We start from the raw sequence: 25,377 nt of genomic DNA on the forward strand, positions 1-25,377 counted from the left end.
ACAAAGAGTTATTTTAGGCGAATTGTTATCAACTGTCAAGGGGACCCGTCTTATATAAGTCCAGTTTTCCTATGGTAGAATGATACAGAGTAACAAAAAGGAAGGTTTTAAATGAGAAAGATAGTAATGCTAGTTTGTATATGTATAGCTGTTTTACTTGGTGGCTGTACTTTAGTTCAACAACCAGATAAAAAAATAGAAACGTCTCAGATACCCGTCGAGTCGGGTAAAGAAATGAATGTCCATTTTATAAATGTAGGGCAAGGAGATTCTATCTTAGTACAATCACCAAGTGGAAGAAATCTACTAGTTGATGGAGGTACGAAAGACGCTGGAAAAGATGTAGTAGCTTATTTAAGAACAAAAGGTATTGAGAAACTCGATTATGTAGTGGCGACTCATCCGGATGCAGACCATATCGGAGGGCTTATCTCTGTATTGAACTCTATATCTATTAAAAACTTTGTAGATTCCGGAAAAGTACATACCTCTCAAACCTATGAGAAAATGCTGCAGCTTATTTTAGACAAAAATATTCCGTTCATTGTACCGAGTATTGGAGATACTATCCCTCTGGATGATGATCTAGATATCACTGTTTTACATGTCGGTGATGAATCTAACGATAATAATGAAGCATCCATCGTATTAAAAATTTCGTACGGAGAGGTTTCTTTTCTATTGATGGGCGATGCAGATATAAACGTGGAAAAGCGCCTACTAAAGGAGGCAAATGTGAAAGCAACCGTTTTAAAAGCAGGGCATCATGGTTCGGATACGAGTAGCTCGGAGGATTTTATTCAGCAAGTAAACCCAAAAATCACCATTTTGAGCTATGGAAAGGATAATTCGTACGGTCATCCACATGCAGAGGTTAAGTCAAGGTTAGAACATATAAGCTCCCAAATGTATGGCACTGCAGAGGTTGGCAACATAGTAGTGTCAACAGATGGAGTAGATTACAACGTTATAACAAGCGGAAGTGTGGAACCAACTGAAATCGCTGATAGTGTTTCAGGAATTTCTATTTCTAGTAAAGATCTTCGAGGCGAGCTAGTCGGAATTACCAACTCTGGTGACACTGCTGTTAGTTTAAAGGATTGGAAGTTAGTTTCCGTAGTTGGCAATCAAACATTCAAATTTCCAAACATTAGCCTGCAGCCTGGTAAGACAATCTATGTATCGAGTGGTCCAGAAGCAAAAGAAGGCTCTGGATATTTAAAATGGACAACAGGGCAAATGTGGAGGAATGATGGGGATGCAGCCACCTTATTGAATAACGAAGGAGAGATTGTGAGTGAATTCGAATAAATACACACTTGACCGATTTGAAGGCGATTTCGCAGTCTTCTTGAAATATCCAAATGAAAAGGAGAGCATCCAAATCCATTGTTCTAAATTAAATGCTCAGCTAAATCAAGGAGATATAGTGAATATTTCATCAAAAGAAGATAAATATGAAATCGAACTTCTCATAGAAGAAACGACTAATCAGAAACAAAGGATTAGCCAATTACTTGAACAACTAAAAAATAGAAAGTGATCAAAATTTTAAATATTTCTGTACTTGTTTTAGAATAAGATATAGCGCAACTTGGAGGTGAGCGGAATGGCAAATAGTAGAATTTTGCTAGACAGTGCAACGACTCATGCAAAGCCGAATGATGAAAAGGCGATACTTTGTATGAGAAGCTATAATTTAATTTATATCGCCATTTCATAATGTTGGCTTTGCACCTTATTTAAAAAGTAAAAATAAGGAGCGAGCGTAAAATGACATATATTAAGGCAACATCCGTTTTACCCGAGGAACTAGTGAAGGAAATTCAAAAGTATATCCAAGGGGAAACAATTTATATCCCAAAACCGGGAAAAACTTATAAACAATGGGGAACGGTTTCAGGTGAAAGAAGACGCATCGACGAGCGAAATAATTCACTAAAGGAAGCCTTTAAAAGTGGGATTTCCATGAGCCAGCTTGCCAAGGAGTATTATTTATCCATCGAAACTGTTAAGAAAATTGTCTATACAAAGTAAAAGTGCTACTGGTAGCTTCCTCATAGGCTACCAGCTTTTTTATATGGTGAAAACAATTCCTAATCATTTTACCCTTTTATTAAGCAATTACTTTTCGATACAATAAGACTAATGAAAATAATTGTGAATGGAGAGATAAATATGAATCCTTTCATTAGAAGTAATCAATATAACTTTATAAAAAAACAGACACAGGTATTGGTAAACGGACATGCGACGGTAAATGATCAGGAGGTATTAAATGCCTTAAGAGCACTTTCATTAGAGAAAGTACTTTGGTTATTTGAAGAAGCTTCAGAAGATCAAAAAAACCTATTGAACCCAATGGTTGATATAAAAGAAAAATTAGAAGCAGAAGATTTTTTAGAAATTCTAAAGCCTTATGTTATCCCCTTTAAGGAAATTAGCGAGGCTGCTATCAAAAAGATCTTTCCAAAGGCGAAGAAACTCAAAATTCCTTCATTAGAAAATATAGACTTTAAGGAAATATCCTATTTAGGCTGGTTAGATAAAGGCTCCAATAAAAAATTTCTGATTATCGAATATAAAAACAAATTAGTAGGAATCTCGGGTGGCTATAAAGACTCGAACAAAAAAGGAATTTGTGCATTATGTAATCGAATTGAAGAAATTGGAATGTTTACTTCGTCGGTTAAGGGTTTGACGCAAGATGCCTTCATTACCCGAGGGAATTATATTTGCCGGGATAGTCAAAAATGTAATGAGAACATCGTATCGTTGGATAAATTAAATAATTTCGTAGAGCTAATTGAAAATAAATAATTACGAGGTATCAATATGGAACAGGAGCTACTAAAAGTATTTGACGAGCAGCATAAGCAAATAGGTGTGGAGACTCGTGAGGAAATTCATAAACTCGGTTTATGGCATGAAACATTTCAATGCTGGTTTATAGGTAAAAATAAGGGGAAAGAATATGTTTATTTGCAATTACGAAGTGATTTGAAAAAGGATTATCCTGGACTATTGGACATTACTGCAGCGGGGCATTTACTGGAGAGTGAAACAGTTATTGATGGGATAAGAGAGGTGAAAGAGGAACTAGGGATTGACGTGCTCTATGAAGAACTATATTCACTTGGAGTTATGAAGTATTCCGTAACGACGGGTGATTTTGTAGATAATGAATTAGCACATGTATTTTTATATGACTGTGCACTGGAATGGGAGCAATTTACGCTACAGGCTGAGGAAGTTTCGGGAATAGTACGAGTCGAGATTTCTCAATTTGTGAGTTTATGGCAAGGTGAATTAGAAGAAATAGAGGTTATCGGTTTCAAGGTAGAGGCAGATGGAACTAGAAGTCCGATTCATCAAAAAGTGGAGAAAGCAAGCTTTGTGCCACATGAACAATCTTACTATGAGGAAATATGCAAAGAACTAATATCCTTTCCATCAAAAAACCAACTTTCTTGTTAAGAAAGTTGGTTATATAATTTAATCTAAGATTTTGATTTTCACACTTTTACGTCCCCATTTATAGGCTTCGCTTTTCGTTGGGAAAAATACATCAATTTTATTTCCTTTAATCGCACTACCAGTATCTCCAGCCACTGCATATCCATAACCTTCGACATAAACTTTCGTGCCAAGTGGAATTACTTTTGGATCTACAGCGATAACTTTCACGCCGGGATTACGTTTGAGATTAATGCCTGTACTAGTGACACCAGAACATCCGTTACAGCTTGCTGTGAATGCACTTGCATTGACTATAATTTCCTTCACTACATTATCTTCAGTCGATCTAGAAGGAGTTTTCTTTTTTGCTGTTGTCGCCTTTGATGATACTTTTAACTTTTGCTTTGGTTTAATGTTATTTGATTTTAAATGATTCCATGATTTTAAAGTTGATACCGACACTTTGTGTATTTTAGCAATTTTATACAAAGTATCTCCTTTTTGAACCGTATAAGTTGAAGATGCGGCTAGGCTTGTGCTTGCCCCGCTAACCAATAGTGCAATTGTAATGATGAGTGTCCCAAGAATTTTTCTCAATTACTCTACCCCTTGCTATTTAGTCTAAGCATATCTTACCAATAGTTTATTACGAGAATATTACGACACCTTACCAATATCGTTACAAAACTTAATAATATTGTCGATGATAATTAACATTAGTAGATTATAGTCTATTAAATTAAATGAAAGTTTATACCATAGATTTGTAAAATATATGATAGATAGCCCATAAACTCCTAAGGATAGCCCACAAAATCGCCAAATTCCGCGATTATTCGAGCGATAGCCCATAAATAACCTATTAAAGCCCATAAACTTCCTACTATAGCCCATAAAATCCTGAAGAAAGCCCATAACACACAACAAAAAGAGCCATTCTAGTGAAAACTAGAATGGCTCTTCCTACGTATTACACTAAAATCTCCCCATCAAACACACTCACTGCTGGACCTGTCATGTAAACACCCTCATCGGTGTACCGAATAATAAGGTCCCCGCCTAATAATTTTACGGTTATATCGGAATCTTTGTCGCAAAGCTTATTTAGAACTGCGGCTACTACTGCAGCACATGCTCCGGTTCCGCAGGCAAGAGTTTCACCACTCCCGCGTTCCCAAACACGCATAGAAATAGTGTCGCGACTTTCTACGGAGATAAATTCTGTATTGACACTCTCTGGGAAAAACGAATGATGCTCAAATTTTGGACCAATAACGGCTAAATCTACTTGCATTGGATCATCTACCAACACTACGCAATGTGGATTGCCCATCGATACAGATGTAATGTGATAAGTTTTGTCTTCCACTTGTAATGGAAATTTTATTAACGGGTTTGTTTCATTAGATTGGACTGGTATTAGGGCTGGCTCTAAAATAGCTTTGCCCATATCTACTTTTGCGGAAGTCATTTTGCCGTTTTCAATAAACAGTTCAATTGTTTTTATACCACTTAGTGTATCGATTGTTAACACTTCTTTTGCAACGATATTATGATCGTAAACGTATTTGGCGACGCAACGAATAGCATTCCCACACATTTTACCTTCGCTACCATCTATATTGAACATTCTCATTTTTGCATCTGCGCTTTCGGAAGGACATATAAGTACAATCCCATCACCGCCAATACCAAAATGTCGGTCAGATATTTGCTTGCTTAACGTACAAGGATCGTCAATAACGTGCTCAAAACAATTAATATAGATATAATCATTTCCACAGCCATGCATTTTCGTAAAAGGTATTTTCATCTTTAGCGTAACTCCTTTTATCGCAAACTTCTTATTTATCCCATTATATCACAGGGTTCAATGAGAAAATAAGTTACGGAGTTTTGCTATTGAACGTGTCTCCACCTTGAATCGTACCGTTTTCATATCCCTTATAAAACCAGCCTTTTCGTTGTTCAGAAGTACCATGCGTAAAACTTTCTGGAACAACATAGCCTCTTGCTTGCTTTTGAAGTGTATCGTCTCCAACAGCACTTGCAGCAGTTAATGCTTCATCCAAATCTCCTTCTTCCAAATAGCCCATTCCTTGCGCATGCTTAGCCCATACTCCAGAGAAATAATCTGCCTGTAGTTCAAAGCGGACTAGGTATTTATTGAATTCTTCCTCACTTAGCTTCTGTCGAAGGGGCATAACTTGCTCAGTTGTCCCCAGTAACGTTTGAACATGGTGACCGACTTCATGTGCAATAACATAAGCCATAGCAAAATCTCCAGGAGCATTGAACTTTGTTTGTAGTTCCTGATAAAAGCTTAAATCGATATATAACTTTTGGTCGCCTGGACAATAGAAAGGGCCAACTGCTGCGCCAGCTGTACCACAAGCAGAATTGACACTATCAGTGTATAAAACTAAAGTTGGCTCGACGTATTCCATTCCGTTATCTTGGAATATTTTAGTCCATACCTTTTCTGTATCGGCTAATACAACGGAAACGAACTCGGATAGCTCTTTTTCTTGTTCTGTTTCTTCGTATGGAACACCATTGGATTGATCTGTTGTTCCGAGATTACCCATTAAATCTTCGGGGTTTCCGCCAAGTAACGTAACAATGATTACAATGATTAGTCCTAAACCACCGCCTACTCCGGCAATGGCCTTTCCGCCACCCATTCCCCTTCGATCTTCCACATTGGAACTGCCTGTTCGACCTCTCCATTTCATCCCTTACACGTCCTTTTCTACATTGAATTGTATGTATATTGTTTATACCCAATAATTTTAAAATTAGACATGCACGAGGTGCGTATTGCTTTATAATGAATAAAAAGGGGGATTTGTCATGCTGAAAAAACCAAAAATGTTAAAGGCCGGAGATAAGGTAGCGACCATTAGTTTGTCATGGGGAGGCGCTGGCGAACCTGATTTACGGTGGAGATATGAGCAAGGTATAGAAAGATTGCGAAATGTTTTTGGACTCGAGGTTATCGCAATGCCAAACAGTTTAAAGGGTGGAAAATATTTATATGAAAACCCTGCAGCTCGAGCAGAAGATTTAATGAATGCATTTAAGGATCCTTCTATTAAAGCAATATTTTCTAATATTGGAGGAAGCGAAAGCATTCGATTATTACCTTATATTGATTTTGATGTGATTTCTGATAATCCCAAAATATTTATCGGTTATTCAGATTCTACTGTAACGCATCTATTCTGTCACAAAGCAGGAGTATCTTCGTTTTACGGCCCAGCTATATTAATGGATTTTGCAGAAAATGTAGAGATGCATGAGTATACGTTAGAGGCGGTGAAAAAAGCTTTATTTACAGGCGATGAAATAGGCGAAGTTAAGCCTGCACCCGAATGGACAAGTGAACGTCTTGAATGGATTGTTGAAAATAAGGATAAAAAACGTAAGATGAATCCAAATAAAGGATATGAACTCTTGCAAGGTTCAGGGGTAGTGCAAGGTAAATTAATCGGAGGCTGTATAGAAGTATTAGAATTTGCAAAAGGTACTTCACTTTGGCCTGCAGAAGAATATTGGAAAGACAGTATTTTATTTTTTGAAACGTCTGAGGAGCTACCTACCCCTGGTCAATTAGAATATTGGCTACGTAATTATGGCACTCAAGGAATTCTTCAGCAGGCGCAAGGAATAATTATTGGTAAGCCTCAAAACGAGAAGTACTATGAGGAATACAAGGAGTCCATTCGTTTAATCATGAAGGAGCTTTCCTTAGAAAACCTACCAATTTTATATAACTTGAACTTTGGACATACAGAGCCTAAATTTGTGTTGCCATATGGGGCAATGGCAGAAATAAACTGTGAAAAAGTATCGTTTTCTATTTTAGAAAGTGGAGTGGAATAATCGATGTCTTCTTATATCGTTATAGGTGGGGGGATCCTAGGGGCTTCGACTGCATACCATCTCGCTAAACGAAATGTGAAAGTTACGCTAATCGATCGTCAGGATAAAGGGCAGGCATCTGCAGCTGCAGCAGGGATAATTTGCCCGTGGATCTCTCAACGAAGAAATAAAAATTGGTACGCATTAGTAAAAAATGGTGCAAGTTATTATAAACAGCTAGTAAAAGAGCTAGAGAATCTAGGAGAAACTTCTACAGGTTATAAACAAGTGGGGGCTATTGCCCTTCAAAATGATCCTAAAAAACTACAGAAAATGCTGGAGCGAGCAATGGAAAAACGATTAGATGCTCCTGAAATAGGTGAACTAAAACTATTATCACCAGTTGAAACGAAAGAGCGCTTTCCGCTAATATCAGAGGACTTCACTTCGTTGTATGTGGAGGGCGCTGCTCGAGTGGATGGTGGGGCAATGCGTGATGCATTAATAAGTGCTGCTAAAAAGCTAGGAACAGAAGTTATTTATGGCAACGCTACATTTTCTAGTGGTGCTTTAAAAGTAGATGGTCAGCTAATGGAAGCAGATGCAATCGTGTTAACAACAGGTGCTTGGGGCAACGAATTACCGCAGGAGCTCGGTATGGACATGAAAGTGAGTTTTCAAAAAGCTCAAATTATGCATTTTCAAATGAATGATTGGGACACAGGAGAATGGCCGGTCGTGTTGCCACCTACAAATCAGTATTTATTAGCGTTTGAGGATGGTAAGGTTGTTGCGGGCTCCACGTACGAGGAAAACACAGGTTTTGATACAGAGGTGACTGAAGCCGGTAAACAGGAGTTACTAAAGAGCGCTGTAAGTATCGCAAGTTCACTAAGTAACGCTTCTATCTCTGAGGTTCGAGTAGGATTTAGACCGTATACGCCAGACTTTCTCCCTGTAATTGAGAAATTACCTGGTTATGATTCCATATACTTCTCTAATGGTTTAGGGGCATCAGGTTTAACAGCAGGACCATTTGTTGGTTCGGAGCTAGCAAGATTAATCTTAGGAGAAGAAACGGTTTTGGATTTAACGAAATATACATCAGTATGAATAGCTTAAAGGGGACGGGAGAATGAATTATTCACAGGTAGAAGAAGTCAACGATATGAGTGTAGTGGAGGCTTTAGAGAAAAATCTAGCTATTATTCGATTTGATTTAGATCGTCGTGTTGCATATGTCAATGAAAACTTTGCAACAGAGATGGGCTATACGGTCAATGAATTAATGGGGAAACAGCATAAAGAATTATGTTTTCCTACGTTAATCAACCATCCCGATTATGAAAAGTTTTGGAAAGATTTAATGGCTGGAAATGGCTTTAGTAATAAAGTGGAACGTAAAAGTAAACAGGGCAAGAGTGTGATGCTAGAAGCAACGTATATGCCGATATTCGGTTCTGTTGGTCAGGTGTTAGGAGTCACTAAAGTTGCAACGAATGTAACAAAACGTCATGAAATTTTGGTGGGTGTGACAGAGGAATTAAAAGAAATGTCTATGGATTTGAGCACCCGTGCAGAGGTTGGTACGAAAAGAAGCGAAGAATTACTTCAGCGAATTGATGAAATTGCCACAGGCTCCAAAGAAAATACAGAAACTTTGCAAAGTCTTCAAGTACAAGCAGATTCAATCCGTGGAATCGTGCAAACTATTCGAGAAATTGCTGCTCAAACAAATTTACTTGCATTAAACGCAGCGATAGAAGCGGCTCGTGCTGGAGAGCATGGACGAGGGTTTAATGTTGTTGCACAGGAAGTACGTAAATTAGCTGGAAGGGTAGAGAACTCAATCGTAGAAGTACGTGAAAACATTGAAGGTATCGCGAAACAAGTTGAAAAAGTAACGAGTAGTAATAGCAGCTCTCAGGCAAGTATCGAAAAAAGTCAGGAAGAAATACGCACAGCTTTAGAGGAATTCAAGGATATCTCCTCTGCAGCGACCAAATTAGAAGGACAAGCTGTTGAATTTGTGAAACTTATTTAAGCAGTAGAAGTTCACAACATGTATATCGTTCCTCCAATCATGCTAAACTAGATGAGGTATAGGAGGTGCAGAAGATGAGTGCATATTTTATAGGATATATTGAAATTGAACGACAAATAGATTTCTATTTTCAAATGAAGCAGGTTGAAAAGCAATTCGAACTCCGATTAACAATGGAAGGAATTATATCTGAGCGGCATTCATTTAAGCTGCAGCATGTATATGATGTTTCACATAAACCTTTCTCGTTTGGAGGAGGCCTATTATATCTTCATACAAACCAAGGCGTTTTTCCTTTTCAAATACAGGAAAATCCATCGAACTTTATACAAGGCTTTAAGTTATTAAAAACTGAACACTCGTGAGCATCTACGTTATGAATTGAATAGCGTAGGTGTTTTTTATAATGAAAAGAAAGTATAATTTGATATCTCATCTGTCTCACTTTTCCCGAAGAGGTCGTCATCTTCCACTTCAATTAATACAGTGAATTGTATTCAACTATAAAATTAAAGATAGTTGCTAATATAAAAAGATTGGCTAAATTTTTACTGATTATCTCAAATTACTTGTATAGCTTTATGAATTATAAATGCAATTAAATGCTAGGGAAAGACCACTTATTTATGGGATATTGTAATCAACTTTCCTTATATCAAGTGGTAATGTTGATTGAAGCGCAGGGCGGTGACTCCTGCCGGAACAGCATGAGCTGAAGACCCTGGACTGAGCGGAGCGAGGGAAGCGGCTGAAGCCATGCCGGCGGAAAGCGTCCGCCCGGAGAGTAAATCAACGGTGCATCTAGTTTTTTTATTCGGTTGTTCTCGAGCGGTTAAGCTCAGCACTTGAGCGTATACCAACTGATCATGAGTTTGTATAAATAGTTGCCAAGGCCGATAGGTTTAAATTACGTTATTTCGACTGAATTTTATGAATCGTAGAACATATTGAAGAGAGATTGTAAATGTTTTGTTGCGTGCTATAATAAACAATATTCAAATAACAACAACTCGTATAATCGCAGGGATATGGCCTGCAAGTTTCTACCAGCTTACCGTAAATAAGCTGACTATGGGTGGCGATGAGATATTTTGGTTATGGCATTTTTGTCATAATCGATTTTATTTCGATTCGACTTTTTTAGCTCGAATGACATTGCTCCACTCCATATATGAGTGGTTGCGATAGCATTCGAGCTTTTTGTTGTCCAAATAAAAACCGGAGAGGAAATAAATAACGTGAAATTACTTAAAGATAAAATTATGCAAGATGGTAAAGTGTTATCGGAAAACGTATTAAAAGTAGATACCTTTTTAAATCATCAAATTGATCCGACATTAATGCAGGCCATTGGCAACGAGTTTGCCGCACGTTATAAAGATGCTGGAATCACTAAAATACTAACAATTGAATCTTCAGGTATTGCACCTTCTATGTTTGCTGGTCTTACATTAGGAGTGCCAGTCGTATTCGCAAGAAAGCGGAAATCTCTTACGCTTTCTGATAATTTGTTTACTTCTAAGGTACACTCTTTTACAAAAGGAGAAACGAATGACATTTCAGTATCAAAGGATTTTATTAACCAAGAAGATACAGTATTGATCATCGATGACTTCTTGGCAAATGGACAAGCAGTTCTAGGTCTATTAGATATTCTGGGTCAAGCTGAAGCGAAGACTGCTGGAGTTGGAATTGTTATTGAAAAAGGCTTCCAACCGGGCGGACAACTTATTCGTGAAAAAGGTATACGTGTGGATTCGCTTGCGAAAATTAAATCATTAGCAAACGGCAAAGTAGAGTTTTTTGAGGAGGAAGTAGTCAGATGAACAGTGCATTAAAAAATACAGCCCTCGGTATTCAACATGTACTAGCAATGTACGCAGGAGCGATACTTGTACCATTAATAGTTGGGGGAGCACTCGGACTTACTTCAGAACAGCTTACGTATTTAGTGGCAATTGATATATTGATGTGTGGTGTAGCTACGATCTTACAGGTCGTGAGCAATCGATTTTTCGGTATCGGACTTCCGGTAGTACTAGGATGTACGTTCACAGCTGTAGGTCCAATGATTGCTATAGGTGGAGAGTATGGAATTACCTCAATCTATGGAGCAATTATTGTTTCTGGTTTAGTTGTAATAATAATAAGTGGATTTTTCGGTAAGCTAGTAAAGTTTTTCCCTCCAGTCGTAACTGGCTCTGTTGTTACAATTATTGGAATTACGTTAATTCCCGTTGCTATCAATAATATGGGAGGCGGACAAGGAGCAGCAGACTTTGGTTCCAAATCAAACATTTTATTAGCCTTTGGTACCCTTTTATTTATTGTGTTATTATATCGTTTTTCTACAGGTTTCATAAAAGCCATTTCTATTTTAATCGGGATTGTTGGAGGAACCATTGTAGCAGCGTTTATGGGGAAGGTTGATTTAACTCCAGTAAGAGAGTCAGACTTTTTCCATATGATTCAGCCTTTTTACTTTGGTACTCCGACCTTTGAAATTTCTCCTATTATTACGATGACTCTAGTAGCTATCGTATCTTTAGTAGAATCAACTGGTGTTTACTTTGCACTTGGAGATATGCTTGGAAAGAAAATTGAAAAAGAAGATTTAACGAAAGGCTACCGAGCAGAAGGTATAGCAGTCTTATTAGGAGGGATTTTCAATTCATTCCCTTATACAACGTTTTCTCAAAACGTAGGCCTTATGCAAATTTCTGGTGTTAAAACGAAAACAGTTATTTACATAACAGGTGCAATGCTGATTGTACTTGGCTTTATACCAAAAATTGCAGCTCTAACAACAATCATTCCTGAATCCGTGTTAGGCGGAGCAATGATTGCTATGTTCGGAATGATAGTAGCGCAGGGGATTAAAATGTTAAGTAAAGTGGTATCGGATTCTGAGGATAATTCGATGATTATTGCGTGTTCAATAGGTATTGGACTTGGTGTAACTGTAGTTCCAGAATTATTTGATGTCCTACCTTCAAGTATGAAAATCTTGACTAGTAACGGGATTGTAGCAGGAAGTATGACTGCAATTATTTTAAATATCATTTTTAACATGATTCCAAGAAAAATAAAATCATAAATTTTTTCAAATAAAATTAAATTTCACATTGAAATAAACCACATAGACTAAGATATAATATGAGAATGTCGACTGCTTTTTCTATTCATTTAGATTAAGAGGAGGCATTTTTTTATATGAATCAGCTGAAAATTTTTTAATATTGCATTGGATTAATGGAAGTTAAACTTCATAACTTTTAAGAGACTACAGGGGAGATTATCTTTCGTAGTTTTTTTATTTCCATGAAAAAAGCCAAAGATTTGTAAGCAGTAAAAAGCTTACATATTTTTGGCTGATTAATATTATACTTGAAAAGGTAATTGCTCAATTGTGTTATCAAGCTCGGCTGAAATTTCTCGCAAGACGTTTTACAATAATGGGGTAGGTTCACCTACACTGTAAAGTTGCAAATAATGCATAGCTCTGGTGCAGGCGGTGTAGAATACTCTGCGAAGGCTCTCATCACCGTATACTTGCTTAGATGCGTCATAAATAATGACAGCGTCAAATTCGATGCCTTTGGACAAATACGCCGGTATGACAACAACTCCTTGTTCATACTCAATCGAGCCATTCTTTACGAGCTTTATATTATCAATGCTGGACAAGGCTTCGTGTGCTCTTTTACTTTCCTCCACTGATTTACATATGATAGCAATACTATTACAACCAAGATTTCGCAAAGCCGTGACTTTGGATTCGATGGAGCGGTGCAGTTCTGTATGATCGAGCAATTGTGTCAATACAGGTTGCTCGCCGTCGCGTTCGAAGGGGATAATCTGTTCTCCGTTAGGTACTAGTCTGCTTGTAAATTCGATAATCGGTTTCGTTGATCTATAGCTTCGTGTCATATTAATGACTTCCGTTTCAAGCTGTCCATATAAGCTCATCAGTGTGTGAAAATCATCCGTCTCACTTGCGTGTGCGAATATTGCCTGATTAAAGTCACCTAGCACGGTCATTCGTGCGGAAGGAAATAGACGCTTTAGAAACTCAAATTGAAACGGTGAATAATCCTGCGCTTCATCAACAAGTATATGCTTAATCGAGCGGTTTGATTGGAAGCCTAGAATTAGCTCTTTCAAAAGTAAGAATGGGGTAGCATCTTCGTAAGATAGTTTACCTTCGTCGAGTATTTGCAACGTCGCTTGACAAATCTCTGCCCACTCTGCGGGTGTTTCGCCTTTTATCCACTGTTTTATCTGAAGCGGATCAACGAAAAGCTGTTTATATATACCCTTCATGTCAATAAATTTAAATGTTCGTACTCGTTTACGTAACGGCTTCAATTTCTGTTGAACAATCAGTTGTGCAAGTGCTTCAGGTTCGATCTCATAGTCGGCAATCGATTCACCTTTAAAGCCGTGCTTTTTAGCTAAGTAGGTATGGACTTTATGGTACTCCTCGTTACTTAGCAACTCGATTTTTTCCTGTACCCACGGATTTGTTGATTCAGCCTTTTGAGCTTCATTTATTTTTTTAATTAGCCAATCCTTTAACTTTTCAAGTCTATTATGAAATCGAAGTGTGGTGTCAGTATTATAAAATCTTGCAGCTATTTGCTCCGCAGTAACAATCGGCTTTCCTCTGAAGTTTATATCCTTAAATAACATTCCAGATAAATGTAAAGACTTTCTATATGATTCAATCGCTTCGAAAAAAAGGAGTGATGCTTTGAATTGAATACTCGCAACCCTTGATCTGTAGGAAGGGGTATTCGCAGCAGTTAAAACATATTCCAATTGGTCGTAGGGATTTTCAACTTGAAACTCTTTACTGAGTCGATTGTCTAAGTATTCCTGAAATGTGACCTGCTGCATATTCTCTTCTCCTAGTTCTGGCAGAACATTGGACACATAACTGTTAAACATCGAATTAGGGGAAAATAGAACAATTTGATCAGCACTTATACTATCTCGATATTTGTAGAGCAAAAAAGCAATCCGCTGCAGGGCGGCCGATGTCTTGCCACTGCCAGCAGCGCCGTGTACAATGAGCAGTCTCCCACGATCATGACGGATGATTCGGTTTTGTTCCTGTTGAATGGTAGCTACTATATTGTGCATATGTTTGTCTGTACCTTTGCCCAGTACCTGTTGTAAAATCTCGTCTCCAATGGTGAGACTTGTATCGAACATGGATTGAAGAACACCGCCACGGATAAGATATTGTCCTTTTTTCGCTAATATGCCTTGGATTTCACCCCCAGGTGTTGCATACTTGGCCGGTCCAGTCTGGTACTCATAGTAGACACTAGAGATAGGCGCCCTCCAATCGTAGATAAGAAACTCTTCGCCGCTTGCATCCGTAAGTGTGGAAATTCCAATATAAATCTTTTCTTCAGTAGATTCTCCTTCTTCAATGAAATCGATTCGACCGAAGTAGGGAACCTCTTGCATACGGCGAAGCTTGGATAATTTATTGGATACATGTCTATTGGTGCTTTGGCTTACTGATAGAGCCTGAGCTTCTTGTCTCAAGCCGATGATGGTCTCAAGATAATCGTCGAAGGTATCAACATTCACCTTGACTTCATCCCAAAAGTGTTTGCGCATATTAACTAATTCGTGCCGACGCCGAGATGTTTCTTCTTCTAATCCGCTTATTCGATCCGTTATTGTCTCTATCACACTGACCACTCGTCTTTGCTCCCGCTGAAATTCTGACTCCACAGCAACCACTCCTTAAATAAATTGGAATTGACATACGAAAAATTATGTTGTATAATTTAAATTAGGGATATTATGAACATCTTTTTAAATTTACGTATATCTATATAAATTTACCACAGGTTCTCATTTTTTTCAATGTATCGGAACATGTTTTTTTTATGCGTATTGAATACATTTACACACACCCGTTAGATAATGGGTGTTTTTTTGTGCACATTTTTACTACGAAATGTTTAATGTGAATGTTGAGATGTTTTTCATATTAAAAGAAATTAAAGGAACAGTTCCGAAATCGATTGTATAATTGAGGCACAAAAGAAGGATGAGGCTCTTTTTACCTTAATCAAAGAACTCGAAAAAAGAGAAGATGTTGAAATGATAGATGGGTCCACCTTTTACTTAATGTAATAGCGTAAGGTATGTTCTGCTAAGAAAAAAGTGTACGGGGCGTGGATCAACCCGAGGAACAACTATAAACGGTTTGGTTCAGTTGTTAAGGAAATATTGGTTAATCACCTCTCTTGTTTTTCTTAGAGCTGATTTTTTAATGGATATAAATTGTTGGGAAGTTCAGTTTGGTAATAAAAGAATAAAAAAGAATGACACCAATGTAGTTTTTTTCATACTATATTCTGAGGTGAGAAAATGCCAAGAGTAAAATATCGAAGTGCGGACGTTGACTTAGTGGCAAGGATGATGAGAGCGGAAGGCGAAGGCGAAGGAAACCAAGGGATGTTATATATTGGCAATGTAATTGTCAATCGAGCTGTAGCAGATTGTTTAGATTTTAAAGATGTAAGAACAATTGAAGATGTCATTTATCAGGTGCAGGGAGGAAATTATTCTTTTGAAGCTGTTCAAAAAGGTAATTTATTTTATTCGCCTGCAAGAGAAAATGAAAGGAAGTTAGCAAGGCGAGTTTTGGAAAATTGGAGAGACCACCCAGCGAAATTTGCGCTTTGGTATTTCAATCCATATGGGCCATGCCCACCAACATGGTACGATCAACCTTTTACTGGTCAATTTAAACTTCATTGTTTTTATGAACCTATTGCTGGAACATGCGAAAGTGTTTATATGGGCTAAGTAATAGCAGCATTTAATATAGAGCTTACTACAAAGTTCGTGTAGTATAGCTCTGTTTTTATTGGAAAGAAATTAGTGTAAAGCTATTGTTAAATATCGTTAATTGTGAGGAAAGTCACTGTGGACTATATGCCTATTTGTTAGCATATACGGTAGTACTTATAATTTTGGAGGTATAAAAATGTTTAGGAAAAAACGTAATTCACCAACCATCTATCTGTTAGAAAATCCAGATGTGAAGTTGGAGGTTCGAGATAAAAAGATTCTCGTTCAGCTGCAGTTAATAAATTTCTCCGAAAAAGATCTTGCTAACCTTAAACAAATGGAGTCATTCATGCTTCCTTATATCCCAGGAGCAGTAAAGAACTTCTACGATTCCCTCATGGCAAATGAAGAATTAGTTGATATTATCAATAAACATAGTTCGCGTAGTCGTTTAGAACAAACATTAATCACGCATACTACGGAATGGTTTGCCGGCTTGTTAAACGATGATTACATAGAAAAACGAAAGAAAATTGCTAAAATGCATGTACATATACAGCTAAAAACAAAATACTATTTAGGTGCATGCTATCAGCTTCAAAACAGTTTAGTCGATAAAATACAAATAGCGCATCTACCCATCGAGACTCAAATCCAATTTGTAACTTCTTTGAGCAAAATCATAAACCTAGAGCAACAAATAGTTGTAGAGGCTTACGATAATTATGCTGAAGAGCAAGCTAAGGAAAAAGAGGATGCTATAAAAGGTACAATTAAAGAAACTCTAGGAAATATCGCTACCAGCTTAGAAGTTCAATCTGCTGAAACAACGACCTCTGTAGAAGAGCTGATTGGAACGACCAAAGATCTGGAAATAGAAGTAGCAAAAGGTATTGAAACCTCTAATAAAACGATTGATATGGCTGAAGCGGGTAAGCATGTTATTCAGACATTAACTGGTCATTCGCAAGAAATATACGACAAATCGAAGTCGATGTCAGGTTTGATCGTAAAATTAAACCAATCGTCTAATGAAATATTGAATGTTGTAAAAATAGTTAAAGATATAGCGATAAAAACAAATTTACTAGCATTAAATTCAGCAATAGAAGCAGCAAGGGCTGGAGAATATGGTAAAGGTTTTGCGGTAGTAGCTGAGGAAGTACGAAAACTTGCGGAACAAACAAAAAATTCGGTAGAACAAATTGACTCACTAGTGGGTGACTCGAATAATGCCCAACAGGAAGTAGTAAAATCTATTGAGGTTGTACAACGCTTAGCGAATATTGGCTTGAAAGAAAGCGACCGTACTGCCTCTACTTTAGAGAGTATTTCTACCATGATTCAAGAGGTAGCTTCCGAATCGGAGATAGTCGGCACCGAAATTAAAGACTTAACAATCGCAGTAGATTCGATAGGTGCAGCATCTGTTCAAATATTAGAGTCTACTAAACTTTTAGATGAGATGATTCAAAAAATCTAGATTTGGGGAGAATCGGTTGAATAAGGTATCAATATCACCTCACAAGCAGCGGTTCATTCATTAGCAAATTATCTATTCCGAAAATCGAAGTAATGTGATAGGATAGTCTAATCTATGAGTTGTGAGGAAAAGATAATGAGAATTAGAGATTGGGATCGTAGTTTGCAGGTCCGTTTGTTTGGAGAATTTTTTAGTAATTTGAGTTTTTGGATGGTATTTCCCTTTTTAGCGATCTATTTTGCTGATGAATTTGGGACGAGCATGGCTGGAATTTTACTGGTAGCATCGCAAGTATTTTCTGTCGGTGCCAATTTAATCGGAGGGTATTGTGCAGATAGATTTGGTCGAAGGGCGATGTTATTTTTCTCTGCAACAGCAGAAGGGTTAGCATTTATTTTATTTGCTTATGCGAATTCGCCCTGGTTAGACTCACCGATGTTAAGCTTTGTAGCCTTTACGATTGCAGGTATGGCTGGATCGTTATATCATCCTGCAAGTCAAGCGATTGTTGCGGATGTTGTACCAGAAAAAGATCGAAGCACCGTATTTTCAGTGTTCTATACTTCCATTAATATTTCGGTAGTTATTGGACCAATAGTTGGTGCAGTATTATTCTTTAATCATCGTTTTGTGCTTTTATTGGTTTCTGGAATTATTTTCTGCTTAGTTGGGTTGGCTATAAGATTTTTAACAGAGGAGACATTACCTATTGATGTACGTGCACAGATGGCAAGTGGCTCGAATAATTGGGTTCAAGTAATCGTCAAACAGGTTAAAGCTTATGGATTGATCGTGAAGGATAAAGTTTTCTTCTTATTTGTTATTGCTGGTATTTTGTTAGCACAAACATATATGCAATTGGATATGCTCATACCAGTTTATATGAAAGACGCTATTGATGAGCAGGTGCTGGGTAATTTGTTTAACAGAGAGTGGACAGTGACTGGTGAAGGCTCGTTCGGTATTTTACTTTCTGAAAATGGATTGTTAGTAGTGTTGTTTACTGTATTTGTCACGAGATGGATGACGAAGTATCCAGAGAAATGGGTTTTCTTTCTTTCCTCGTTCTTATACGCAGTGGCAATGCTAATCTTCCCGATGACAGCGAACTTCTGGGTATTTCTTATTGCAATGGGAGTTTTTACTTTAGGAGAACTAGCAACAGTAGGGCTTCAGGAAAGCTTTGTTTCAAAACTTGCTCCTGAAGATATGAGAGGACAGTATTTTGCGGCGGCAAGTTTGCGCTATACAATTGGTCGTACAATTGCACCTTTAGTATTTCCGCTTGTCACATGGATAGGTTTTACATGGACATTTGTTATACTAGCAGCTTTAGCATTACTGAGCGGATTTATCTATCTGCTGACTTTTAAAGAGTATAATAAACGAAAAAAAGAAATTGCTGTATAAATTGGACAAGGGGCGCTCTCATAATGAGAACACCCCTTGATTTTGTATAGGTATAACATAACTTTTGAATTTTAAATTTCATCCCGAAAAGCTCGGGGAATAATTTCCATGAAAGAGACACTTTCAATGCCGCGGTAAATTGTTCCACTGGTTGCCTTCTAACCTAAGCAACGTAAACCCTACCTTCTTTTACGTCCTTGCGACCCTGTAGCCGCTCCAGTGTGAATAAGTATTATCAAAAACACATATAGCAGAATGCCAATATCTAAAAACTATGTCGTACCAAATGTTAACTAAGCTAGTATCTCATATTAATAAATAAAAGTCAAACATAGTCAATAATAAGACAGAAAAAATGATATACTAGCTTAATCGAATACTAAGCGAAGAGGGTGTAAAATTGGAGCAGTGGGATATCTTCAATGAGTTCAGAGAGTGTACAGGAAAGACGTGGATAAGAGGAGAGAAAATGATAGAAGGGGACTTTCATCAAGTAGTTCATATTTGGATTATGAATAAAAAAGGGGAATTTCTAATTCAGCAGCGTCAACCCTGGAAAGTAGGATGGCCGAATATGTGGGACTGTGCTGCGGCAGGATCTGTGTTACTAGGAGAAACGAGTGAAAGTGGTGCTATTCGAGAAGTAAAAGAAGAATTAGGAATTGAGTTACAAATGGAACATGCAGAGGTGTTATTCACTTTAAAGTTTTCTCGTGGTTTTGATGACCATTGGCTAGTAAAACAAGAAATAGACGTGGAGCAATTAAACTTGCAATACGAAGAAGTAGCAGATGCTAGATGGGCAACAGCAGATGAAATACTGGGGCTTGTAGAAAGTGGGGATTTCATTCCCTATCATATTTTAGTACCCCTTATGGAGATGAGTAAGTCATCCATTTCACTGAAGAAGGCTAGTTTATCTGATGCAGCAGAATTATTTGAGATACAAAAGAAAGTTTTTCAACCTTTATATCAAAAATACCAGGACCATGACACGAGCCCGGTTTTCCAATCGTTTGACAGGTTTACAGAACGCCTACAATCAGGGGACTTCTTTAAAATCTATGAATTAGGGTTGCTTGTAGGAAGTGTTCATGTCTATCCCAAGTCTCCAGGTTTGATGAGATTACATATGATTAATATTCTCGAAGAGTTTCAAGGAAAAGGTATTGCACAAGAAGTGATGACCCGTATAGAAGGGATGTATCCACAGGCGATTAAGTGGGAGCTCGATACAATTAAGCAAGAACAGAGAAATTGCTATTTATATGAGAAAATGGGCTATGAGAAAACAGGGGATGAATGGAAGGTAAATGAGCAGATGACGCTCATTCACTATACGAAAACGAATAATTTAAATCATTTGAAACCAATCTTATAAGTGCGGTAATTAAAAAAGCTGTGACAGAAGTAACCTCAATTCTATATAAATCTCTAAAACAGTATATCTTTGATTATATTGTTTTTAGAAGCCTCATAGAAAGCACCGAAAAATTTACTGTTCGTAAAATTTTTCGGTTCTTTTTGTTTTTGAGGAAAGTTTTGTACCAGCCTCTTGTTATCCTACTGTTACTGAAGAGAAAAATTCATTGTAAAGTGCACGCAGTATTTTGTTTTCATTACTTTCTTGTACTCCAAATGAAAGACTGACCTCTGAAGAACCTTGGTTAATCATTTCAATATTGGCACCGGTATTTGCAATGGCAGATGCAGCACGAGCCGCAAGTCCAGTGCTATTATTCATCCCTTCACCTACAATTACAATCATTGAAAAATGATGACGGAAATGTACATCATCGGCGTTTAATTCATTTAATACACGATCCATAATACGAGCTTCTTTCTCTTGATCTAGTTGATGACTTCGTACAATAACGGAGATATCGTCTAACCCTGAAGGTGTATGTTCATAAGAAATATGCTCTTCCTCTAATATTTGAAGCAGTTTACGACCGAATCCTATTTCTCTGTTCATCAAATACTTACTTACATATAAAATAGAAAATCCGTTATCAGCAGAAATTCCAGTTACAGGACGTTTGTTTGCTTTCCGTTTAGCTACTATTTTCGTGCCTGGTGCGGATGGATTATTTGTATTTTTAATACATACGGGAATCCCGCTTTTATATACAGGCATTAATGCTTCATCGTGAAAAACAGAGAAACCAGCATAGGAAAGTTCACGCATTTCGCGGTATGTTATTTCTTCGATTTCCACAGGATGATTTACTACCTTAGGGTTTGCGCAAAAAACAGAATCGACATCCGTAAAGTTTTCATATAAATCAGCTTGGACCGCAGCTGCTAATATAGAACCAGTAATATCTGATCCCCCACGATCGAATGTGCGAAGAACCCCATTTTGTGTAAAACCAAAAAATCCTGGGAACACAACAATGCCAGGAACATCGTTTAGTGCGTGTAGATTGTCATAAGCCTCTGGCAGGGCTTGTGCTCGTCTAGGAAAATCATTGACAACTAATCCAGCAGACTTGGGATTTACATACTGAGAGGTGAGTCCAATACTTGTGAAATAAGTAGAGATTAGTTTTGCGTTATTATCTTCTCCACTTGCTTTTATATTATCGACAAATAATTCAACTACGCTTTTGTCTTCATTAATACGTATGCGCAGGTCATCCTCTATCACTTCACAAATGGTTTCGTCTAGATCTAGACCTTGTGCAATTTCCTTATAACGATTCACTACCTGGTGGAGTTTTTCTTCCACATCTTCATTATGTATTGCTGCAGCTGCCAATTCAATGAGCAAGTCAGTTACTTTTTTATCCTCATCGAAGCGTTTGCCGGGTGCAGACACAACAACGAATTTGCGAGAGGGATCTGCTTGAATAATTGCAGCGACCTTTTTAATCTGCTCTGCGCTTGCAACAGATGTTCCGCCGAATTTACTTACTTTCATCTTATCAAATCCTTACCTTTTTAATGGGTGTGTATTTATCAGAAAAACAAATGGTTTTATACAGTGTACAAATTATAACGTGTTTGGTCAATAACTTTGTATTTATTTCTTTTAATTTATTCTATATAGCGAACATTTAAATATTATTATTATTTTAAGTTCGTGTTTTACAAATATCAAGAGTATATAGTGATATTGTTACAAATAATATAGTCTAAACACGAATAATAAAAATTATAAATATTTTTTTGAGTTAAAAAACTGCATCAAATCAACGTTTATTTTCAATGATAGCGTTTTCAAGTTTTTTGACTATATTGACAATTAATTTGATGGTGAGTATGATTGGTTTAATTCAATAAAGAGAGAACAATTTTGACGGAGATAGACTTTACTTGTGGAGATCTTAAGAGAGCTGATGGTCGGTGCAAATCAGTGATTTCGTTTGTAGAGTAGCACTCTAGAATTGGTGGACTGAAACAGAGGATTTAGGTTCATCCGTGAATGCGCGTTAAGCATACTAATGGAGAAACTGCGAGAGATTGCAGTAAAATTTGGGTGGTACCGCGTGAGTTAATATAAGCTCTTCGCCCCTTACAGGATTGTAGGGAGGGAAGGGCTTTTTTGTGTTTTTAAAATAAGGAGGAGAAAAATAATATGACATTCAATATTCTAATCAGTGATCCACTAAGTGAAGAAGGTATTTTCCCATTAAGAGAGGCAGAAGGATTTAATATCGTGGTCGATACTACATTAACTCCGGAACAATTAGGTGAAAAAATTGGTGCGTTTGATGCATTATTAGTGCGGAGCCAAACGCAGGTTACAAGAGAAATTATTGAAAAAGGGTCGAATTTAAAAATTATTGGTCGTGCGGGAGTAGGGGTGGATAACATCGATTTAACTGCTGCAACAGAACGCGGGATTATTGTTGTTAATGCACCAGATGGTAATACAAACTCAGCAGCCGAGCATTCTATCGCAATGCTTATGTCACTTGCTCGCAACATCCCACAGGCCTTTCATTCATTGAAAAATAAACAATGGGATCGCAAAACATTTATCGGCGTTGAAGTGAAGAACAAAACGTTAGGTGTCGTTGGTTTCGGAAGAATCGGCCAAGAGGTTGCATTCCGTGCGAAAGGTCAACGTATGAATGTCATCGCATATGATCCTTTTCTAACAGCTGAAAAAGCTGAAAAACTTGGAGTTCAATTTGGGTCAGTAGAAGATGTTATCAAAGCGGCAGATTTTATAACTGTTCATACACCTTTATTGAAAGAAACACGTCATTTAATTAATAAAGAAGCATTTGAAAAAATGAAAGATGGCGTTCAAATTATTAACTGTGCACGTGGTGGAATTATTGATGAGGATGCATTATACGATGCGATCGTGTCAGGTAAGGTTGCAGGAGCAGCATTAGATGTTTTTGAGGAAGAGCCATTTGTGGAGCATAAATTATTAACACTGCCACAGGTTATCGCCACCCCTCATTTAGGTGCAAGTACTGTAGAAGCACAAGAAATTGTGGCAATTGACGTATCTTATGACGTGGTGAGCTTCTTGCAAAATGGCACAGTGAAAAATCCAGTTAATTTATCTTCTGTACCAAAGGATATACTTGCTAAGATTGAACCATTCTTTAATCTAGCTGAGCAATTGGGATCATTCCTAAGCGATCTTGCAGAAGGAGTGCCAGAGGAAGTGAATATTACTTATTCAGGAGAATTAGCGAATTTAGACACTCGTCCACTTTCTCGAAATGCTGTTAAAGGGCTTCTGAAAAGCAAACTAGGTGAATCAGTGAATGATGTAAATGCTAAATTCCATGCAGACCGTTTAGGCATTACTGTAAACGAATTAAAAACCTCAAAATCAAAAGGGTTTACAAGCTTAATTACAATGGAGATAAAAACGGCGGCTGGAGCAAGAAAAGTAGCAGGGACGTTATTAAATGGACTAGGTGGTCGTATCGTACGTGTAGATGACTTCATCGTAGACGTTGTGCCAGCAGGTTACTTATTATTTATCCGACATAAAGACCAACCAGGAGCAATTGGACGTGTAGGAACATTACTTGCTTCGGAAGGTGTCAATATTGCAGCGATGCAAGTTGGTCGTTCGGAAATAGGCGGAGATGCGATTATGATGCTTTCTATTGATAAGCATGTGGAAGAGTCTGGTATTGAACAGCTGAAAGCATTAGAAGACATCTTTGATGCTACACCGATTGATCTTTAGGAGTAATTGAATTAGTGGGGAGGGTGCACTAGTCGGCAAGTGAAGCAGGCGAACGCCCGAGGTAGGGCGTTATGCGCTCAAGCGCGGTTCTATACGCCCGAGCCAAGTGCCCATGCGCCCAGGAAGCAGGCGAACGCCCGAGGTAGATCGTTATGCGCCCGCGCACCAGTTCTATGCGCCCAAGGCAAGTGTCCATACGCCCGAGAACTAGGTGAACTCCGAGGCATTATCTGACCAAAATCAAAAAAAGGTGGATCCGCGACAATAAAATGTCGAGGATCCACCTTTTATTTTATTAATTAAGGAGCGTCAAAAGCTCTCTTAAGTTTTTAATCGTATAAGTAGGTTTTACTTCGTTACTAACAGGTTTATCCTCTCGATTGATCCAAACAGATTGTATACCAACTTTGGAAGAGCCTAAAATATCGGTCATTAGATTATCGCCTACCATCAGTACTTCATCTGCTTTCAATCCAACCAATTCTAGTGCATGTTCAAAAATGGAAGGATCAGGCTTCCCTTTACCGAAAGCTCCAGAGATAAGTATATGGTCGAAGTATGGTCCAATTTCGGGTGTAATTTCCAATTTGATATTCTGCAGGCTTGGTGAACCATTTGTCATTAACAGTAATGTATACTTTTCTTTCAATTGATCTAGCACTTCATAAGTTTCTTCATAAACAAAGGGGCTTTCTTTACGCATTTTTGGAAAATATTCTGCTAGCTCTCTGCCTAATTCTTCATTTTCAATCCCTAGATTTTTTAATCCATTTATCCAGGCTGATTGTTGATACACTGGCACAATAGATTTCATCTTTTGAAAATTAGGAGAAGGGTCGTCAAATGTTCCCCAAAGTCCTTCAAAGGGATTAATGCCGATCATTTGAGTGAATGGTCTTGTTTCGTATGTATCGTACAATGCACTTGCTTCTGCACGTACGGCTTGTTCTAGTTTAAGTGGATCTACATTCACACGTGTCGCAGCATATGCACATGTTTTGTGAAACGCGACAGACACACTTTTATTATCCCACAACAAAGTATCATCTAAATCGAAGAAAATTGCTTTTTTCATTTCTCGAAACCCCCAGCACGTATTTAATTAATACTTTACCGTACTAAAGAGCC

At 37.7% G+C, this 25,377-nt stretch carries 22 protein-coding genes, 1 riboswitch and 1 other annotated feature; of the genes, 16 read left to right on the forward strand and 6 right to left on the reverse strand.

Features of this window, described 5'->3' with window-relative positions:
- Positions 1-111 precede the first annotated feature (111 nt).
- From BLR36_RS16115 to BLR36_RS16135, 5 genes are all read left to right on the forward strand, one after another.
- A complete protein-coding gene (locus BLR36_RS16115; protein ID WP_093062764.1) occupies positions 112-1,311 on the forward strand; it encodes an MBL fold metallo-hydrolase in 1,200 nt (399 codons plus the stop codon).
- Positions 1,298-1,543 carry a DUF3006 domain-containing protein gene (locus BLR36_RS16120; protein ID WP_093062765.1) on the forward strand — a complete coding sequence of 82 codons (246 nt, stop codon included), beginning with the start codon at positions 1,298-1,300 and terminating at the stop codon, positions 1,541-1,543. The genes BLR36_RS16115 and BLR36_RS16120 overlap by 14 nt, the downstream gene beginning before the upstream one ends.
- 230 nt (positions 1,544-1,773) lie before the next feature.
- The gene (locus BLR36_RS16125; protein ID WP_093062766.1) at positions 1,774-2,037 is read left to right on the forward strand and encodes a CD3324 family protein; all 264 of its coding nucleotides are present in this window, start codon (positions 1,774-1,776) and stop codon (positions 2,035-2,037) included.
- A gap of 141 nt (positions 2,038-2,178) precedes the next feature.
- Complete coding sequence (locus BLR36_RS16130; protein ID WP_093062767.1) at positions 2,179-2,820, forward strand: FusB/FusC family EF-G-binding protein; 642 nt, start codon at positions 2,179-2,181, stop codon at positions 2,818-2,820.
- 15 nt (positions 2,821-2,835) lie between these two features.
- Positions 2,836-3,477, forward strand: coding sequence for an NUDIX hydrolase (locus BLR36_RS16135; RefSeq protein WP_093062768.1), 642 nt, complete (start codon positions 2,836-2,838; stop codon positions 3,475-3,477).
- Between the two features lie 18 nt (positions 3,478-3,495).
- Here the strand turns inward: BLR36_RS16135 and BLR36_RS16140 are convergent, their stop codons facing one another.
- The 3 genes from BLR36_RS16140 to BLR36_RS16150 all read right to left on the reverse strand — a co-directional run bounded on the left by BLR36_RS16140 (position 3,496) and on the right by BLR36_RS16150 (position 6,194).
- A complete protein-coding gene (locus BLR36_RS16140; protein WP_093062769.1) occupies positions 3,496-4,056 on the reverse strand; it encodes a 3D domain-containing protein in 561 nt (186 codons plus the stop codon).
- A 373-nt stretch (positions 4,057-4,429) separates the two neighbouring features.
- The gene (gene dapF, locus BLR36_RS16145; RefSeq protein ID WP_139185112.1) at positions 4,430-5,272 is read right to left on the reverse strand and encodes a diaminopimelate epimerase; all 843 of its coding nucleotides are present in this window, start codon (positions 5,270-5,272) and stop codon (positions 4,430-4,432) included.
- Between the two features lie 73 nt (positions 5,273-5,345).
- Positions 5,346-6,194 (reverse strand): KPN_02809 family neutral zinc metallopeptidase, encoded by an 849-nt coding sequence (locus tag BLR36_RS16150; RefSeq protein ID WP_093062770.1) that lies wholly within the window; start codon positions 6,192-6,194, stop codon positions 5,346-5,348.
- Positions 6,195-6,312: 118 nt separating this feature from the next.
- Between BLR36_RS16150 and BLR36_RS16155 the strand changes: the two genes are divergently transcribed.
- The 6 genes from BLR36_RS16155 to BLR36_RS16180 all read left to right on the forward strand — a co-directional run bounded on the left by BLR36_RS16155 (position 6,313) and on the right by BLR36_RS16180 (position 12,464).
- Positions 6,313-7,344: a S66 family peptidase gene (locus BLR36_RS16155; protein ID WP_093062771.1), complete on the forward strand. Its 1,032-nt coding sequence runs from the start codon at positions 6,313-6,315 to the stop codon at positions 7,342-7,344.
- A 3-nt stretch (positions 7,345-7,347) separates the two neighbouring features.
- Entirely contained in the window at positions 7,348-8,436 is a 1,089-nt protein-coding gene (locus BLR36_RS16160; RefSeq protein ID WP_093062772.1) for an NAD(P)/FAD-dependent oxidoreductase, read from the forward strand.
- A 22-nt stretch (positions 8,437-8,458) separates the two neighbouring features.
- Positions 8,459-9,367: a methyl-accepting chemotaxis protein gene (locus BLR36_RS19175; RefSeq protein WP_093062773.1), complete on the forward strand. Its 909-nt coding sequence runs from the start codon at positions 8,459-8,461 to the stop codon at positions 9,365-9,367.
- A 74-nt stretch (positions 9,368-9,441) separates the two neighbouring features.
- On the forward strand, positions 9,442-9,732 hold the full coding sequence (locus BLR36_RS16170; RefSeq protein ID WP_093062774.1) for a hypothetical protein: 291 nt from the start codon (positions 9,442-9,444) through the stop codon (positions 9,730-9,732).
- Between the two features lie 625 nt (positions 9,733-10,357).
- Positions 10,358-10,459, forward strand: a riboswitch (purine riboswitch).
- 146 nt (positions 10,460-10,605) lie between these two features.
- Complete coding sequence (locus BLR36_RS16175; protein ID WP_093062775.1) at positions 10,606-11,193, forward strand: xanthine phosphoribosyltransferase; 588 nt, start codon at positions 10,606-10,608, stop codon at positions 11,191-11,193.
- A complete protein-coding gene (locus BLR36_RS16180) occupies positions 11,190-12,464 on the forward strand; it encodes a nucleobase:cation symporter-2 family protein (RefSeq protein ID WP_093062776.1) in 1,275 nt (424 codons plus the stop codon). The genes BLR36_RS16175 and BLR36_RS16180 overlap by 4 nt, the downstream gene beginning before the upstream one ends.
- Positions 12,465-12,814: 350 nt before the next feature.
- Here BLR36_RS16180 and helD read toward each other — a convergent pair whose 3' ends face one another.
- The gene (gene helD / locus BLR36_RS16185; RefSeq protein WP_093062777.1) at positions 12,815-15,118 is read right to left on the reverse strand and encodes an RNA polymerase recycling motor HelD; all 2,304 of its coding nucleotides are present in this window, start codon (positions 15,116-15,118) and stop codon (positions 12,815-12,817) included.
- A 645-nt stretch (positions 15,119-15,763) separates the two neighbouring features.
- On the opposite strand from helD, the gene BLR36_RS16190 reads away from it, so the two are divergent.
- From BLR36_RS16190 to BLR36_RS19105, 4 genes are all read left to right on the forward strand, one after another.
- Positions 15,764-16,204, forward strand: a complete 441-nt coding sequence (locus BLR36_RS16190) for a cell wall hydrolase (protein WP_093062778.1) — start codon at positions 15,764-15,766, stop codon at positions 16,202-16,204.
- 181 nt (positions 16,205-16,385) lie between these two features.
- On the forward strand, positions 16,386-17,672 hold the full coding sequence (locus BLR36_RS16195) for a globin-coupled sensor protein (protein WP_093062779.1): 1,287 nt from the start codon (positions 16,386-16,388) through the stop codon (positions 17,670-17,672).
- A 135-nt stretch (positions 17,673-17,807) separates the two neighbouring features.
- Positions 17,808-19,082, forward strand: coding sequence for an MDR family MFS transporter (locus BLR36_RS16200; protein WP_093062780.1), 1,275 nt, complete (start codon positions 17,808-17,810; stop codon positions 19,080-19,082).
- A gap of 469 nt (positions 19,083-19,551) precedes the next feature.
- Positions 19,552-20,463: a bifunctional NUDIX hydrolase family protein/GNAT family N-acetyltransferase gene (locus tag BLR36_RS19105; RefSeq protein WP_254771438.1), complete on the forward strand. Its 912-nt coding sequence runs from the start codon at positions 19,552-19,554 to the stop codon at positions 20,461-20,463.
- Between the two features lie 177 nt (positions 20,464-20,640).
- Here the strand turns inward: BLR36_RS19105 and BLR36_RS16210 are convergent, their stop codons facing one another.
- On the reverse strand, positions 20,641-22,005 hold the full coding sequence (locus BLR36_RS16210) for an aspartate kinase (RefSeq protein WP_093062782.1): 1,365 nt from the start codon (positions 22,003-22,005) through the stop codon (positions 20,641-20,643).
- Between the two features lie 366 nt (positions 22,006-22,371).
- Positions 22,372-22,603: a binding site (T-box leader), on the forward strand.
- A gap of 59 nt (positions 22,604-22,662) precedes the next feature.
- Between BLR36_RS16210 and serA the strand changes: the two genes are divergently transcribed.
- Positions 22,663-24,249 carry a phosphoglycerate dehydrogenase gene (gene serA, locus BLR36_RS16215; protein WP_093062783.1) on the forward strand — a complete coding sequence of 529 codons (1,587 nt, stop codon included), beginning with the start codon at positions 22,663-22,665 and terminating at the stop codon, positions 24,247-24,249.
- Between the two features lie 295 nt (positions 24,250-24,544).
- Here serA and BLR36_RS16220 read toward each other — a convergent pair whose 3' ends face one another.
- Positions 24,545-25,324, reverse strand: coding sequence for an HAD family hydrolase (locus BLR36_RS16220; RefSeq protein WP_093062784.1), 780 nt, complete (start codon positions 25,322-25,324; stop codon positions 24,545-24,547).
- Positions 25,325-25,377: the final 53 nt, after the last annotated feature.

Source organism: Psychrobacillus sp. OK028 (assembly GCF_900103605.1).
Taxonomy (GTDB): domain Bacteria; phylum Bacillota; class Bacilli; order Bacillales_A; family Planococcaceae; genus Psychrobacillus.

Coding starts and splice junctions, on each gene's coding strand:
- BLR36_RS16115 (WP_093062764.1), top strand. CDS start 112: ATGAGAAAGATAGTAATGCTAGTTTGTATATGTATAGCTGTTTTACTT.
- BLR36_RS16125 (WP_093062766.1), top strand. CDS start 1,774: ATGACATATATTAAGGCAACATCCGTTTTACCCGAGGAACTAGTGAAG.
- BLR36_RS16130 (WP_093062767.1), top strand. CDS start 2,179: ATGAATCCTTTCATTAGAAGTAATCAATATAACTTTATAAAAAAACAG.
- BLR36_RS16135 (WP_093062768.1), top strand. CDS start 2,836: ATGGAACAGGAGCTACTAAAAGTATTTGACGAGCAGCATAAGCAAATA.
- dapF (WP_139185112.1), bottom strand. CDS start 5,272: ATGAAAATACCTTTTACGAAAATGCATGGCTGTGGAAATGATTATATC.
- BLR36_RS16150 (WP_093062770.1), bottom strand. CDS start 6,194: ATGAAATGGAGAGGTCGAACAGGCAGTTCCAATGTGGAAGATCGAAGG.
- BLR36_RS16155 (WP_093062771.1), top strand. CDS start 6,313: ATGCTGAAAAAACCAAAAATGTTAAAGGCCGGAGATAAGGTAGCGACC.
- BLR36_RS16160 (WP_093062772.1), top strand. CDS start 7,348: ATGTCTTCTTATATCGTTATAGGTGGGGGGATCCTAGGGGCTTCGACT.
- BLR36_RS19175 (WP_093062773.1), top strand. CDS start 8,459: ATGAATTATTCACAGGTAGAAGAAGTCAACGATATGAGTGTAGTGGAG.
- BLR36_RS16170 (WP_093062774.1), top strand. CDS start 9,442: ATGAGTGCATATTTTATAGGATATATTGAAATTGAACGACAAATAGAT.
- BLR36_RS16180 (WP_093062776.1), top strand. CDS start 11,190: ATGAACAGTGCATTAAAAAATACAGCCCTCGGTATTCAACATGTACTA.
- BLR36_RS16190 (WP_093062778.1), top strand. CDS start 15,764: ATGCCAAGAGTAAAATATCGAAGTGCGGACGTTGACTTAGTGGCAAGG.
- BLR36_RS16195 (WP_093062779.1), top strand. CDS start 16,386: ATGTTTAGGAAAAAACGTAATTCACCAACCATCTATCTGTTAGAAAAT.
- BLR36_RS16200 (WP_093062780.1), top strand. CDS start 17,808: ATGAGAATTAGAGATTGGGATCGTAGTTTGCAGGTCCGTTTGTTTGGA.
- BLR36_RS19105 (WP_254771438.1), top strand. CDS start 19,552: ATGATAGAAGGGGACTTTCATCAAGTAGTTCATATTTGGATTATGAAT.
- BLR36_RS16210 (WP_093062782.1), bottom strand. CDS start 22,005: ATGAAAGTAAGTAAATTCGGCGGAACATCTGTTGCAAGCGCAGAGCAG.
- serA (WP_093062783.1), top strand. CDS start 22,663: ATGACATTCAATATTCTAATCAGTGATCCACTAAGTGAAGAAGGTATT.
- BLR36_RS16220 (WP_093062784.1), bottom strand. CDS start 25,324: ATGAAAAAAGCAATTTTCTTCGATTTAGATGATACTTTGTTGTGGGAT.